This is a genomic window from Phytobacter sp. MRY16-398 (assembly GCF_003925915.1).
Classification (GTDB): Bacteria; Pseudomonadota; Gammaproteobacteria; order Enterobacterales; family Enterobacteriaceae; genus Phytobacter; species Phytobacter diazotrophicus.
This window is the reverse complement of sequence record NZ_AP018756.1, coordinates 2,728,616-2,741,903: the sequence shown is the minus strand read 5'-3', so window position 1 is coordinate 2,741,903 and position 13,288 is coordinate 2,728,616. Positions and strand designations below refer to the sequence as shown.

The 13,288-nt window shown below is 53.1% G+C and carries 17 protein-coding genes; all 17 read right to left on the bottom strand.

All coding sequences use genetic code 11. The annotated features are described in order from the left end of the window. Nucleotides 1–759, bottom strand: a complete 759-nt coding sequence (locus MRY16398_RS13595) for a phage minor tail protein L (protein WP_125124590.1) — start codon at nt 757–759, stop codon at nt 1–3. Then, on the bottom strand, nt 756–1,094 hold the full coding sequence (locus tag MRY16398_RS13590; RefSeq protein ID WP_110296711.1) for a phage tail protein: 339 nt from the start codon (nt 1,092–1,094) through the stop codon (nt 756–758). The genes MRY16398_RS13595 and MRY16398_RS13590 overlap by 4 nt, the downstream gene beginning before the upstream one ends. Further along, nucleotides 1,094–4,480 (bottom strand): phage tail tape measure protein, encoded by a 3,387-nt coding sequence (locus MRY16398_RS13585; protein ID WP_125124589.1) that lies wholly within the window; start codon nt 4,478–4,480, stop codon nt 1,094–1,096. The genes MRY16398_RS13590 and MRY16398_RS13585 overlap by 1 nt, the downstream gene beginning before the upstream one ends. 148 nt (nt 4,481–4,628) lie before the next feature. Beyond that, nucleotides 4,629–5,099, bottom strand: coding sequence for a hypothetical protein (locus MRY16398_RS13580; protein ID WP_125124588.1), 471 nt, complete (start codon nt 5,097–5,099; stop codon nt 4,629–4,631). Then, nucleotides 5,056–5,322, bottom strand: coding sequence for a phage tail assembly protein T (locus MRY16398_RS13575; protein WP_125124587.1), 267 nt, complete (start codon nt 5,320–5,322; stop codon nt 5,056–5,058). Before MRY16398_RS13575 ends, MRY16398_RS13580 begins: the two co-directional genes overlap by 44 nt. A gap of 23 nt (nt 5,323–5,345) precedes the next feature. Then, complete coding sequence (locus MRY16398_RS13570; protein WP_071196301.1) at nt 5,346–5,726, bottom strand: phage tail assembly chaperone; 381 nt, start codon at nt 5,724–5,726, stop codon at nt 5,346–5,348. A 50-nt stretch (nt 5,727–5,776) separates the two neighbouring features. Beyond that, nucleotides 5,777–6,253, bottom strand: a complete 477-nt coding sequence (locus MRY16398_RS13565) for a phage tail tube protein (protein ID WP_071196300.1) — start codon at nt 6,251–6,253, stop codon at nt 5,777–5,779. 62 nt (nt 6,254–6,315) lie between these two features. Continuing rightward, nucleotides 6,316–6,663: a tail completion protein gp17 gene (gp17, locus tag MRY16398_RS13560; RefSeq protein ID WP_125124586.1), complete on the bottom strand. Its 348-nt coding sequence runs from the start codon at nt 6,661–6,663 to the stop codon at nt 6,316–6,318. Continuing rightward, nucleotides 6,660–7,106, bottom strand: coding sequence for an HK97-gp10 family putative phage morphogenesis protein (locus MRY16398_RS13555; RefSeq protein ID WP_103278857.1), 447 nt, complete (start codon nt 7,104–7,106; stop codon nt 6,660–6,662). The genes gp17 and MRY16398_RS13555 overlap by 4 nt, the downstream gene beginning before the upstream one ends. Beyond that, on the bottom strand, nt 7,103–7,441 hold the full coding sequence (locus tag MRY16398_RS13550; protein ID WP_103278856.1) for a phage head closure protein: 339 nt from the start codon (nt 7,439–7,441) through the stop codon (nt 7,103–7,105). Before MRY16398_RS13550 ends, MRY16398_RS13555 begins: the two co-directional genes overlap by 4 nt. Before the next feature lie 8 nt (nt 7,442–7,449). After that, the gene (locus MRY16398_RS13545; RefSeq protein ID WP_110296789.1) at nt 7,450–7,767 is read right to left on the bottom strand and encodes a head-tail connector protein; all 318 of its coding nucleotides are present in this window, start codon (nt 7,765–7,767) and stop codon (nt 7,450–7,452) included. 74 nt (nt 7,768–7,841) lie between these two features. Continuing rightward, nucleotides 7,842–9,068, bottom strand: a complete 1,227-nt coding sequence (locus MRY16398_RS13540; protein WP_125124585.1) for a phage major capsid protein — start codon at nt 9,066–9,068, stop codon at nt 7,842–7,844. Nucleotides 9,069–9,080: 12 nt separating this feature from the next. Further along, nucleotides 9,081–9,680, bottom strand: coding sequence for an HK97 family phage prohead protease (locus MRY16398_RS13535; RefSeq protein ID WP_071196294.1), 600 nt, complete (start codon nt 9,678–9,680; stop codon nt 9,081–9,083). Continuing rightward, nucleotides 9,673–10,899 (bottom strand): phage portal protein, encoded by a 1,227-nt coding sequence (locus MRY16398_RS13530; RefSeq protein WP_125124584.1) that lies wholly within the window; start codon nt 10,897–10,899, stop codon nt 9,673–9,675. The genes MRY16398_RS13535 and MRY16398_RS13530 overlap by 8 nt, the downstream gene beginning before the upstream one ends. Then, nucleotides 10,889–11,050 carry a hypothetical protein gene (locus MRY16398_RS30600; RefSeq protein WP_165158537.1) on the bottom strand — a complete coding sequence of 54 codons (162 nt, stop codon included), beginning with the start codon at nt 11,048–11,050 and terminating at the stop codon, nt 10,889–10,891. Before MRY16398_RS30600 ends, MRY16398_RS13530 begins: the two co-directional genes overlap by 11 nt. Beyond that, nucleotides 11,047–12,804: a terminase large subunit gene (locus MRY16398_RS13525; RefSeq protein ID WP_125124583.1), complete on the bottom strand. Its 1,758-nt coding sequence runs from the start codon at nt 12,802–12,804 to the stop codon at nt 11,047–11,049. The genes MRY16398_RS30600 and MRY16398_RS13525 overlap by 4 nt, the downstream gene beginning before the upstream one ends. Beyond that, nucleotides 12,804–13,277, bottom strand: a complete 474-nt coding sequence (locus MRY16398_RS13520) for a phage terminase small subunit P27 family (protein ID WP_125124582.1) — start codon at nt 13,275–13,277, stop codon at nt 12,804–12,806. Before MRY16398_RS13520 ends, MRY16398_RS13525 begins: the two co-directional genes overlap by 1 nt. Nucleotides 13,278–13,288 lie beyond the last annotated feature (11 nt).

Sequence of the window (13,288 nt, the reverse complement as noted above, 5' to 3'; positions counted from 1 at the left end):
TCAGCTCCTGATGAGTGACGTGCCGGGGAATCCACCAAATGGCAATTCGTTATCTTCGCCAAATCTTGGTTTGCATCCCTTGTCCAACGTTCCCCCACACTCATCTTGAGATGGGTCATCTACCGGATTCCCGTGCTTATCGAAATATTTCGTGCCTGCATAGTCACAGCCATCACCTGAGCGATATTTTCCACGAATGCACCAGGTGCAAAGCGAATGCAACTGGCGCGTCGGGATCATTAAGCCCTGCAGGTCCATCGGGCTGGTTAGCCGAAACTCGACAGCCTCTGACGTTTCTGAATTTTTCCCGTCGATATACCAGACCTGCAATGTTTCCTGAGTGGGATCTGCAGTGGCATTGCCGGAAGGAAAATTGCGCGCATCCAGATACTTCGCCAGCGTGTCGTGTATCGTTACCGTCGCTTTCAACAGATCGTCATATGCAAGACACAACGCAGTGATTGAACCATCGAGATTCGCAACAGTGAGTTTTGGCGTTGCACCACTACCGCTTGTCGATTTTTCCAGGCCATCAATCTGACATGGCCACGCTGAATACTCGACGCCCTGCCACCAGATGGATTTAGCCGGAAGTTTTGACTCATCCCCACCAGCGGAGGTTATTTCCGCTTCTGTGTGGGGAATATTTTGATTATGAAACCTCAAAACCCCGCCAACGCCAAACGCGGTACCGTCCACCTCAAACAACCGAACGGTGTTACCCGGCTCCAGTTTCTGATAATCGTTGTTTAAACTCATGGTGCAAACGCCTGTTCAAAAGTCACGGAAAGGTTGTATTTTTTATTGCCCAGCGGCGTGGGTTTATAGCCTGCACAACGGTATAAGCCCAGCGGTTCAAGCGGCGGCGTCCACTGAAATGCTTTCACCCCACCATGCCTGTCCAGAAAGGCTTTTATCGCAGTGATATAGGTTTCGTTCCCCGTAAACTCCAGAGTCCACTTTTGCGAGCGCGGATTGAGCCCATCGCCGGAAACCTGCGCATAACCATCGCCAAACTGTGCTTTGCGTGTTCGGAAACTGACTTCCTGCTCCGGGTTGATGCGCGGGCACCAGGTAAATGTTTCGATAGCCATTAACGACCTCCTTTAGCCAGATTCCATACGGCACCGCCTGGGGCAATATCACGCGCTATCAGTTCGCGATAACGGCGCTCAACATAGCTCCCAATCTCCTTGCCGAATTGTTCTGTCATACCGCCATCCGTCTGAACGCTGGTATTGCCATTACCTTCGATGGTGATATAAACCTGCGGCGAACCGCTGGCTGTCTGAACGTTATTTACACCTGAATTGACAGCACGTACCCCAAGAGAACCATCAGCAGCACGAGTCAGCGGCATAATGGCTTCTGGTCCTGCTTCTCCGAAAATTCCCGCGCCTTTGGCAAATGCAAATGTTTTCGGGGTGCTGTAAACACCATTGCTGTATGCACTGAGTGAAGGTGAGTCGTAAACACCACCCAGGGCATTTGCGAGATGAGGTGTAGGTACGGAGAAACTTTGTCCGGTGACAACCGTGCCAGATGTTGAAGACATAACCGAAGATGTGCCGCCACCACCGATTAGCCCGGTAATACCGCCGATAAGGGAGCCAAGCAGGCCTGATGTACCAGACGATTTACTCATGGCGCTGACAACAGCCATTTGCAAAGCTACTTTAGAAATCATTTCAAGGGCTGACAGCCCCCACTCTTTCCAGTCTGCCTTGCCGCGAACTAACATTGAGGAAACGTTATTCAGCGCGCTATCCATCGTTGTGGTAACTCCCTGTGAAACGGTCCCGGCGATGTCCATCGTGTTCTGTAGCCAGTTTTCATAACCACGTGACACACCATTACGCCAGTCGGCTTCTGATGCTGCGATAGCTCTGTACTTGTTATCAAGCTCAGTCAGCGCGACATTATATGCCTTAACCGCTTCGGTAGAATTTCTACCCCCTGCTTTGTCGAATGTTCGTTCTATCTGCTGGCGTTCTTCAAATCGTTGCCGCTCTCTGTCACTCAGCCCTGCGGTATCGGTCGCTGCTGTGGCCTCGTCACGGAATTTACGTGTAGCTTCGGTAAGCTGTTTCAGCGCCTCCGCCTGATCACGCTGTTTTTTAACGTTATCATCAGCCCGTGACGTCCATCGGGCCAGCTCTGCGGCCTGCTTACGAATTTCCTCAGTCTGTTCGGCTGTCCATTTAATGCCGCTCTGGTGCGCTGCAGCGTAAAGATCAGCCGCTTTTTCACCCTCACTGGCGCGTACCTTCTGAACCTCGGTCGCAATAGTAAGATCTTCTATTTTGCTGGCATACCTTTGAGCCTGCGAAGCGGCATCACGGTCAGCCTTTTCAGCTTCCCTGGTGGCGTCTGCTTTTGCTTTCTGTGCCGCTGCCACGTTCTGCGTGTTGTTGTAGTCATCAACCGCAGCCCGACGCCACCGCTTGGCAAAATCGGAGTTATCCGGACCAGAACGCCCCATATCCTGCAGGTCAAAATCAACCTGCTTATTAACCTTGGCAAGCCCCGTCAATCCAGCCAGTTCTGCCTGACGCTGCTTATTGAGCAACGCTTTAGCATCTTTGTCGGACACGCTGGCCTGCGGTAATGCCATTGGTACCTGCACCAGGCTGTTACGTGCAGAGAGAAGTGTGTTACCCAGACTCATGAGCCTGTTGAACTCAGAGTGTGCACCTGTCATTTTTAACAGCGAATAATAAGCCTCGTTTTGTCGCCAGGCCTGTTCGCGAATTAGATCATTTCGTCTTGTTTCTATTTCCTCCAGGGCTTTCTGAATGACATGGGAACGGTCGCGCATCTGGTTCAGCTTGTTTTCTTCAACCGTTAACTGGTCAGTCAGAATACCGAGCGACTTAACGATATTTGCATCATTTTCGCTGGTAATGCCTGGTTTGTTCCGCGCTGAATTCAGATCATCGATCTGCGTTTTCAGTGCGGTCACTTTCCCGGCCTGCTCATCTATCAGGCGGTTTTGCTCCACCAGCGCATCAACTGTTTTCCCCCTGTTACTGTCGGCATCCCCCAGGGACATCTTTGATGTTTTATCCCTGATCTGATCAATCTGCTGAGCGTAATCTTGGGCAGACTGGCGGGCCTGCTCTTGGTACTGGTACGCAGCATACCAGCCCCCGGCAACCAGCGTCAGCATACCCGGGATACCGCCAACTAGCGACACTAGTCCCGTAAGCCCGCTGCGCATAAGGCCTACTGCTGACGTGGCACGGTTTAACGACTCCTGAGAGGCTGTGACAGCACGGTTTGAAAGAACAAGCTCAGCATTCGCGGCGATCATTTCGCTGCGTTTTTTGATGACGTTATCAGCCGCCAGTACCGAGGCATTAGATCCTTTGGCTACATTCGCCTCGGCAACTGCAAGGTTATAGGCAGACGTGGCGGCACTGGCGTTAGCCATTGCTTTACGTTGTGCCTGTGCTGCCGCGTAAGCCTGCGCATCAGCCAGAGCAATTTGTGCTTTTCTTGCGTTAAGGAGGTCTGTAGCGGATGAAGTGACACCAGACACCATGCTGCCTAACAGGCGTGAACCGCCAACGGCGGCCAACACAGCAGCACCACCCGCAACTGTATTGAGATTGGTTGCCAGCCCATCAAGTGCACCCGCCAGCGCCGTGGATGCGCCCAGTGCATCATTCGCGCTACCAACCCAGGCCATAAAGCTGTTCTGGACTTTCTGTGCTGAGCCACTGATGGAGGCTGGCAACGTTGCGAACTCTTTGCGCAGTAATTCGACATTGGTCAGGAGGGGAACGATTTTATCTGTGGTAAGTTCACCGTTCTGCGCCATATTACGCAGCCCGCCCACCGTTGTTTTCATGCCATCGGCCAGCAGTTTCGCAAGGCGGCCACCGTTTTCCATGATGGCGTTGAACTCTTCGCCACGCAGCACGCCGGAGCCCAGTGCCTGACTCAACTGCGTGATAACGGAGCTTGCCTCCTCCGTGCTCGCACCGGACAATTTCAGTGACGTGGCGACCGTTTCCGTGACTTTTGCCACATCGGCTGACGCGTAGCCAGCATCACGCAGGGAAGATGCAATGCGAGCATAAAGGGTTGCGTTAGCCTCAAACGAGGTGCCTGTGCGCTGGCTGATATCCATCAAAGTGCGCTGCGCGGTTGCAAAATCTTCTGCGCCAGTGGATGCCAGTCGCAAGCGCCCGCTTAACTGGTTCCAGGTGTCTGCAAACTGGATAAGCTGATGCGTAGCAAATGCCCCGGCAAACGAGCCTGCCAGACCCGTCGCCGTAGATTTCACGCTTACCAGTTCGGCATTTAGCGCCGCAATTGATCGTTGCGTTTCCCGGGTGACGGCTGCGGACTGTCTGCCTCCCTGCTCCATTGTTTTGTAATAGTCCTGCCCCATCCGCGAGGCGCGGGCAATTTCACGCTGAAAAGAGCCGGAGTCAGCAGAGACCTTAATAATTAGTTCGCGCAACGTAGCCATATTTCACCCATAAAAAAACCTCGCAGAAGCGAGGTTATGTGACAATTATTTTAAAGGAGTCATGCCTTTAATTTAACTTCTTTTTACTACCCCAAACTCCTATAAATAGACTCATCACGTCCTTAATCTCAATCAATAAAGAAACTGATCATTTCAATGAGTCAAATTTCATTTTCGAAGCCACCATCGCCGTATATGCTTTGGAATCAACACTTCCCATTAGTTTGCGACCGTCGGTTAGCTCAAGGGTAAAAGTAACCTGTTTTTTATTTCCGCCAAGCAATGCCCCAGCCAAAACACCGACTGGGCCAGCCAAGACCCCGCCTACTACACCCCAACCAACGGTCCCGGCAATTTTTTTTACATTTTCCTCAGTGCTAATTTCTAAAAACTGAAAATTATTCGCAGCAACGCTTTCTCCCGTTAACTGGAATGCACTGTTTTTTATATTTAGACTTCCAAAATGAGTGCTGATTTCAGTATATGGAAAGTTCGCAAAGTGTACTTTTATCACTGCCATTTCCTCACCCTCATTGGTAAAAGATGAAGAAATCGTAACAAGAATCAATAGAACATCAAAGGTCAGACATCCATTTTTCAAGCTCAGAAACTTCTTCACCACCCTCGTCCTCAGCCCCCCATTTCAGCAGCAGGTCAGCCAAATTCGCTTTGCCACCCTGGGCATTGAATGCTGCCGCCGATATCTGGGCGGCCTGAACATCACCGCGCCAGTCACCAACAGGGCTTATCCGGTCATAGGCAATCCACATTTTCAGCTCACTGGCCGTCAGGGTGCTGCGCAGTTCGTGGAGCGTGCGCCCCAGTCGGAGCGCCAGCGTCATGAGGAAAAAGGTGAGAGGTTGCTTTACTTTTTTTCGGCCTGATCCTGATCCACGCCCAGCGCCAGAGCCACATTCAGGAGACGTTTATGCACCTGTCCATAAACTTCTGCGACGGTACCGATATCATCATCAGAAAAAACACGCTCGCCTGCTTCATCGCGAAGAACATCAACGAAGAGGATCGTGTCCGCCTCTTTATTGCGGATAAATTCCTGCGCAGCAGTCAGCTTCGGAGCTTCCTCACCATCTCCAAGTTCCGGCGGGGTGAGAAATTCGCGAAACTTAACCCAGGCATCACCTGACGGCTCGCGAAGGGTGACCGTTGCATTTTTCCATTCAGGAACGGTGATGATTTTTGTGCGGAAAGCCAGATCAGGCGCAAGTGCCAGTTCACGTAAGGACATTTTTATACTCTCTGTGTATCAAATGGAGGGGAAAAAGCGCCCGCAGGCGCTTAAGAACCGGATGCTACTGCCGTGATGCGTTTCGGCTTGCCTTTCACGCGAAGCGAATAGGTTGCGCCAACGACCTGGGATGTTGCTGCAGACCAGCTATTCTGACGAACTTCCACCAGTACATAAAAACCGTTACCGGAGGGGAAAACGACTTTCAGCGCCCGCAGCTCGTCATTTTCATAGGCCGTCTGCAGCGCCAGTTGCGCGGCTTCATCACCCACCCAGTTACGGGAAATGGACATTTCTGCCGGAGCCGCGAGGCCGTTGGTCTGCTCCTGCTCGGTGGAGCAAAGCGTGGTGACATCAATGTCACTTTTCTGGCCGCCTGTGTAGCTGATTTCCTTCGTGGCGCATTCAGCCTCAAGGAACGTCACGCCTGCCGTCGGGAAACCTGCAGCCTTAAAATCGTCTTCTGTGACGGGCGCAGAAGAGATACCGATCTGCGTGCCCTTTGTTTTTTCATACTTACTGGTCATGTTTGCTCCAGATGTAAAAAAACCCGCCGGAGCGGGTTATTGGATTAATGATGCGTGACGGTTCAGACAATCACAGATGCCTCAAGCGAGGCGCGGTGAAGACGGGTCTCTGGTTCATACAGTGGAAACTTATTAATGTTTTCCAGCCCAAGTACAGACAGGCTGGCAAGTGCCTGATCACGAATTTCGCGGGCCTCATCCAGATCGAGAGAGTACACATCCACCTGAACCGAAACAGTGGATTCAGCCTGCCCGCAGAGCGCATCGGCCATTGCGTCAGTCGGCAGCGAGAAGACAACCCAGGGTGGACTGACGGCAGGCTCCCCCTGTGCATTCAGCGGAACCACGTACGGATAAACCTGACCGTCTGCCAGTGCACCAATCAGCGCATAAATCGTTGCCTCAGTCATTTTGACAGCACCTCATCTATCGCCTTATTCATCCTGGCGATCACGGCGCGTGTCGCTTCTTCCTGCCGCGCATCAAACGCAGGACGCACAAACGGGTGTGCAGGCATATTCGACGTGCCTAACTCAACGAAACGCCAGTAAAACGCATTGCGCCGGTTACTGGCTTTCATGGTGTTGTCGCTGTTTCCCGTTTCGGGGTTAACGCCACGGATATGGACACCGGACGAGATCGCATTTCTGCTGCCCCGCTTCGTGACCACGACAACGTTGCGTTTCAGTTTCCCGGTACGCTCCGGTGCGCGTTTAATCACTTCCTCTTTAAGCACTTCTGCCCCGGCCCGTGTCCCGTCACGCAAAACCTTTTTGTTCTCCGCCTTGCTGAGCAACTCCATATCGTGGGAGATATCCAGCAGGCCTGAAAAATCCAGTTTATGGTCAATCACGCTTTTACCCCCTGCTTGCAGAGAACTTCCAGCCGTGTGGCTCGTTCATCAGGGACAGGCGGACCGGAGACTTCAAGCAACTGCCCACGAAACGGGCCAGTCAGCACTTTAAGGCGAGACGCTGCAGAAATATCCTGACGATACCGCAGCCACACACGCACCGTGGCTTCGGCTTTTTCTGCACCTGAGGCCATCAGTTCGCGCCCGCTGATGCCCTTCACCTCAGCCCAAACAGTTTTCCCATCCTGCCAGTCCTGTTTAGGCTGGCCCGAAGGTGACCTGACTGTTACTGAATTCTGTATGGTGACACGGTGACGATTTCGACCAGCCTGCATAACACCCCCTAAAGTGGAATATAGCGATAAGGCTCCAGCAGTGAAGCGAAGCCCCAGGGGATACTCATTTTTGCCACTTCGGTGGCTTCTTCCCGGCTCTCATTCCAGTGGCCCACCAGCAGCATCAGCGCGAGGCAAATGTCCTCGCTGATAACCAGACCGTCAGGATCGGTGTCAGGTACGACCACGTCATACAGCTTACGGTTGATAAAGTTTTCCGCACGCTTTCGTGCCGCCGCCGCCATCAGCGTTAAAAGAGCGTCGCCTGATGTGTCATCGTCATCAATACGGCACTGCATCCGCAGTTGTTCGAGTGAAGGAACCATGATTTTCCTTAGCCCGCAGCGAACTGCGGGCATAAAAAAACCGCCGAAGCGGTGGAGGCGTTTCCGGGGTTCGATTACGCGGCTTTACCCGCCAGCGCTTTAATCGCTGCAGTGTCTTCCAGCACACAGTCAAAGCGATGGAAGGCCAGGAATGCGGTCTGGTCATACTCAGCGTAACGCTCCACCAGGCGTTTAAGGGTCATATACGACACGCGGCGAATGATGAAGCGGTTAAAATCACCGAAATAAGCGAACTTAGCGCCCGCTGCAACATTCGGAATGGCCGGGTCGATAACATATGGCGTCTGGAGAACCGTAGCCGGTGCTCCGCCAATGATGCTGGGCAACCACAGCGGACGGTTCTGCGCGTCCACCATCTCTTCAATTACCTGCAGCGTCGCATCATTAAAGGCAAAGCGCACATTAGGACCATTGCGATATGCCGGATCAACGGCGTGTTTCAGGGAGTTCAGCTCAGTCCATTTAAAGGTTGCGGCGGCTGCTGTGCTGACCGTATTGGTCACTGATGCTGCCAGCCCCTTCGGCTGCAGCGGCGTACCAGCCCCCGTACCCAGCACAAGGTATTTCGCCTCACCGCGTCCAATACGGGACGCAATGCGTGACGCTAGAAATGCCTCAATATCCACACCGCTATCCTGCAGCAATTCATTGGATACACGGATGATTTTGGAGGAGAGTTTTTTTGCACCCAGAATGGCGGTACCGAACGTGGTATCACCCTCACTGGCTGCGGTATTTTCAGCAAGAAGTTCACCTTCTTCTGTCGTACCGTCGGACGTTGACCAGGCGATATCCTGCCCGGTGGCTGTCGTGAGGATTTGCGAAATACTGGCAATGCCACCATAGGCCCGCATGGATTCAACAATGCGGTTCTGGAACTGGGTCGGAACGGTATAACCGCCCTGCTCATCAGGACTGGTGCCCTGCGCACGCAGTTCACGTAATGCCTGACGTTCTTCTGCGCTCAGTTCAGCCACGCCACGGCGCAGGAAGCCATTAAATGCGGCAGCGCGGCGTTCACTGGCCTGTTGCTGTGGATCGCCATTGTTACCCTGCTGCTGGCGCTGCTCTCCTTCCTGATCTTCAATGTAAGTCTGATCCTGGCGGCGAAGTTCTTCTTCGCGAGCAATCTGGGCGTCCAGCGCGTCAAGCTCAGATTTCATCGCGCCCCATTGTGTGCGCTGTTCGTCAGTCCAGGCGGTATCGCCAATCTTTTCGTGGAGCGCACGCATATCGGCTGCGATGGTATTACGTTTCTGTTTAAGTTCATGAAGTGCCATAGAATAATTTCCTTACGCGTTAAGAAGAGTCAGCAGGCGCTCGCGCGCCATTCGTTGGTTAATGGCGTTCTTTAGCGCACCGCTGTTGCGCGCCTCCTGCCAGGCTTTCATAGAGCGGACGCCGGAATCAGCATCCTGATATGCCGGATACGTCACCGGCGAGACATCGTACAGACGGGAAAACTTGCTGATTTCACGGATAACAATGCCTTCGTCATCCTCGTACCAGTCGTCACCATCACGGGCCACCTGGAACGCAAACGAAGACTGGCTGATATCACCGCGTACCATCGGTGCAATGACCAGATCGCGAATGGTCTGCGTATCCGGTGCCAGAATGTTGTATTGCAGTCCGCGCTCATCAACACTCAGCGATAGCGTACCCGCCGCGCTGCGCCCAAGAATGAAATTCGGGTCATGGTTAAACAGTCCGCGTACGTCGTTTGTCAGAACGTCATCAAACGCACCGGGCTTGATGATTTCGCGAAAGCCCCAGAGTGGCTCGGAACGGGAATTGAACACGGAACCGTAACCGATGATCCGCGTGGGCTGATCGCTCTGCTGTTCTGCCCGAACCTCGCCGCTGTAACACCGTAATTCACGGTCATTCATCGGTTTTATCCTCTGTTGTTTTATCGGGTTTAAAATCGCTGGCAGGATTTGCGGCATTCACACTAACCAGCATTTCATCCAGCCCTTCAACCGGGTTCATGTCCTCAAAGGCACGCGCCTCATTGCGGCTCATCCAGCCATCGGTGATGGCAAAGTGATAGAACTGGGCGCGCTCCTGCGGCGTACCGCGCAACAGCCCCGTAAGATTGAAGCGGACGTAATACCCGGCGGCACGTTCGGCGCGGGTAAACAGTCGTCGGTTTAACTCCTGCTCCCAGTTAGTTACCCACGGCATCATCGTATAACGGACAAACTGAATGGCCTGCTGGGTGATGTTGCTGAACGTGGCCTTTTCCAGGTCGTTAATCATGTGCGCCGGGACGTTGAAGATCCCGGCAATCTGCGAGCGGTTGAGCTTTGACATGTCGATGATCTGCGCATCGACCGGGGAAACCGTCAGCGCTTTGTAATCCAGTTGCGCCGGGAGCAACATCGTTTTGTTTTCCTGGCTGCGTAAGGCCGCAACCGCTTTTTGCCACACCTTTTTCAGCCGCGACCAGCTTTCTTCATTCAGGTCGTTTTTAACGGAAATAATCCCGGCAGGGCGTGCGTTGCCGTTAAAAAATGAACTGGTGTACTGCTGGCCGCTCATCCCCATACCGATGGTTTCTGCGTGTTGCATGATCGGTGACAGACCCATTTTCTGGTTGTTACCCAGTGCGCGAACATGAATCATGTCGTCGGGACTGATAGCAAATGATCCCTCTTCGTTATAAACCCCGTAGGTGTAGCGACCGCCGGTATTCAGTAAAGTGGTTTCCCAGGGCATCGGGTTTTCAATCGACTGTACCTCTCCGCGACGGGAGCGCTTCACCCAGCCATAACCATTCCCCCAGCCCAGCACATGCCGCTGAGTGAGTTCGCGCCATTTATAGCTGGTCTGCCAGATGTTTGGCTCATCGTGCAGCAGGTAAAACACCGGATGGTCGCGCGCCGGAGCAACCGCATTCCCGTTCTTTCGCATGACGTGTAACGGCATTTGCGCAAGATTGGACGCGATCACATAAATACAGGAATACACCGCCGCCAGCTTCATGGCGGTCACCGGGCTGACGTAAATATCACGCCCCAGGCTGTTGTCAGCGTCGGCGCTCTCACCTGTCAGCGGCGTGGCGGGATTTTCGAGCGGTTCACTGCGGAAAATGGCATCAAGTAACACGCTTGCCCCCTTTTGCTGTCAACAGCGCCCCTGTAAGCAGCAATCCACCAGAAAACATCAACGCAGGGGCCAGCCCAAATTGCAGGTAAACCCCGCCCGTGAGCAGCCCGAAACCGGACAGCCCGATAATATCGATAATCAGAGATTTCATAGGATTAACAGGTCGTCATCCGGGTCGAGAGTGGAAAGGAAGTCGGGAGCATCGCCACCGTTCACAAGCACGCGGCTCATCCCGGTAAACAGCGCTGCAGGGCCATCGATTTTTGCTTCCGGTGTGGATTTGTTAGGGAAAATGTTGTCGTTTTTGTCCGGTTTGACGGTCACGTTCGACATCATCCAGTTCATTACCGGGTGATTTGAATGGTGGAATCTGCCCCCGTACGCCAGCGCCTCCACCTCTTTCATGGCTTCCGAAAAGTTGCGAACCGTCTGAGGCACCTCCACCAGCGGGATCCCTTCTTCGGCCAGCGCCAGGCTGAATTGTGTGGCACTCCAGGGGTCAAAACCCACCTCTTTCAGGCTTTGCCCGCCTATCCAGTCGAGCAAATCAGCTTTGATCTGATGATGGTCGATTACGTCACCATCGGTCAGCTCTAATTTTCCGAGCATGGCCCATCCCCGGTACATCTGCGCCATTTGTTCAGAGCATTTTTCCAGACGCCCTTCGGGTAGCCAGAATTTAAAGTCCGCATGCAGGTGGCCGTTATCGGCCCGCCATATCTTCGCGGCTGCGCAGATATCGATTTTATGGGCCAAATCCACGCCAACCCACATCGGGTACGTTTTCAGCTCATGCACGGGCGCGATGTCTTCACAAGCCTCCCACTTCATCATGTCCATCCAGGCTGATTCAGCGGTCACCCAGATATTCATATGCTTTGTGAAGAAATTAACGCGCGCGGACACCTGCTCTTTCGCTTTTTTCGCCAGACGGCGCAGATCATCCCACCGTTTACAGATGCCCAGTCCGGGGTTCGCTTTTTGCCATACCGTTTCATCAAACGGATCATCGCCTTTATCAAGGGTGAAAATGATGGCAAAAAAGCTGTCGTCTTTGACAGCGCCCTCAACCTTGCTGTTGTAGCCCTGCAGAACCTTTATGGCGTAGTCGCGCAGCTCATAGCAGATGCCCTCTTTATTAAATCCGGCGGTTGTGATGCCAAACAAAAGCGACTGCAGGCGCGCACCTGTTGCTGTCTCCAGAACGTCCCATACATCACGCGTTTTATGTGCGTGCAGCTCATCGACAATGCCACAGTGAATATTCAGGCCGTCGAGATTGTTGGCGTCAGACGATAACGGTTCAAACTTGGATGAGCTTTGCTCCTGGTAAATCGCCAGCTTATTGAATTCGAACAGTCGCCCCAGTGTCGCTTTCGCCTTTTTCACCATGTTTTTGGCGTCTTCGAAAACAATACGAGCTTGATCGCGGGTGGTCGCCGCTGAATAGACCTCTGCGCCCCCTTCGCCATCAGCCCCGGTCATATAGAGGCCAACACCGGAGGAAAGCGTTGATTTTGCGTTTTTTCGGGCCACTTCGTTATAAGCGGTCCGGAAGCGGCGAACCATCACCGGGCGTCCGCTACCATCATTACGCAAAACCACTTCCCCGGTCGCTTCATTCACCAGGGGAATAACAAAGCCGAAGATGTTAATCAGAATGAAAACATGCCAGTCCATTAATTCTATCGGCTGGCCTGCCAGTGCCCCCTTAACGTGAGGTACAAATTTATAAAAATTGAGGATGTGCTGCGCGCGCGCCTCGCTGAAAAAAATGCCCCGCTCCTCACCATGCGCCAGATCATCAAGAAAACGCTGGCAGGCCAGGCGCACATATTCACAGGCAACGATTTCCCCCGCCACCACCCGTTCGGCGTAGCGTATGCCTTCTGCCACCTTAGCCATTAATCCCTCGCTTTCATGAACTCAGCCAGCGGATCATCATCTTCTGACTTTCCAACGCTGACTTTCGAACGACTGGCTGGAGTCATACCAAATTCCTGGAGCCAGCCCCTAACCTCTTTTCTGGCTTCTCGGCTCTCACCAAAAAAGTCGCTCGGTTTGACCCTGACATCACCGGTAGTAGTGGTGATTGCTTTTGTCGCGCCCTCGCGTTCCAGAGTTTCTTTAATAAGTCGATAGTCAACGTAGGCGTCGACCAACATTTCAAGAGCCTTTCCATCAAGCTCTGTGAGTACGCCGATCCCTGCTAATTGATCGCCCAATCGCTTAAACCAGTACTTACCCTGCTTATCGAAATGCTTCGGAGTTGGGGGAACCCCTTTTGGGGGTTTTGGCTCATCTTTGTTGATCGGGCGCTTGGATGGGTTACCCCTCACCAAACGCAGATGGCTCGGGGTTTTCGGTGGTCCAGACATAATCGAAAACT

Bases quoted from the DNA above. Each gene is read 5' to 3' on its own strand.
- MRY16398_RS13595 (WP_125124590.1), bottom strand. From the start codon at position 759: ATGAGTTTAAACAACGATTATCAGAAACTGGAGCCGGGTAACACCGTT.
- MRY16398_RS13590 (WP_110296711.1), bottom strand. From the start codon at position 1,094: ATGGCTATCGAAACATTTACCTGGTGCCCGCGCATCAACCCGGAGCAG.
- MRY16398_RS13585 (WP_125124589.1), bottom strand. From the start codon at position 4,480: ATGGCTACGTTGCGCGAACTAATTATTAAGGTCTCTGCTGACTCCGGC.
- MRY16398_RS13575 (WP_125124587.1), bottom strand. From the start codon at position 5,322: ATGACGCTGGCGCTCCGACTGGGGCGCACGCTCCACGAACTGCGCAGC.
- MRY16398_RS13570 (WP_071196301.1), bottom strand. From the start codon at position 5,726: ATGTCCTTACGTGAACTGGCACTTGCGCCTGATCTGGCTTTCCGCACA.
- MRY16398_RS13565 (WP_071196300.1), bottom strand. From the start codon at position 6,253: ATGACCAGTAAGTATGAAAAAACAAAGGGCACGCAGATCGGTATCTCT.
- gp17 (WP_125124586.1), bottom strand. From the start codon at position 6,663: ATGACTGAGGCAACGATTTATGCGCTGATTGGTGCACTGGCAGACGGT.
- MRY16398_RS13550 (WP_103278856.1), bottom strand. From the start codon at position 7,441: ATGCAGGCTGGTCGAAATCGTCACCGTGTCACCATACAGAATTCAGTA.
- MRY16398_RS13545 (WP_110296789.1), bottom strand. From the start codon at position 7,767: ATGGTTCCTTCACTCGAACAACTGCGGATGCAGTGCCGTATTGATGAC.
- MRY16398_RS13540 (WP_125124585.1), bottom strand. From the start codon at position 9,068: ATGGCACTTCATGAACTTAAACAGAAACGTAATACCATCGCAGCCGAT.
- MRY16398_RS13535 (WP_071196294.1), bottom strand. From the start codon at position 9,680: ATGAATGACCGTGAATTACGGTGTTACAGCGGCGAGGTTCGGGCAGAA.
- MRY16398_RS30600 (WP_165158537.1), bottom strand. From the start codon at position 11,050: ATGAAATCTCTGATTATCGATATTATCGGGCTGTCCGGTTTCGGGCTG.
- MRY16398_RS13525 (WP_125124583.1), bottom strand. From the start codon at position 12,804: ATGGCTAAGGTGGCAGAAGGCATACGCTACGCCGAACGGGTGGTGGCG.
- MRY16398_RS13520 (WP_125124582.1), bottom strand. From the start codon at position 13,277: ATGTCTGGACCACCGAAAACCCCGAGCCATCTGCGTTTGGTGAGGGGT.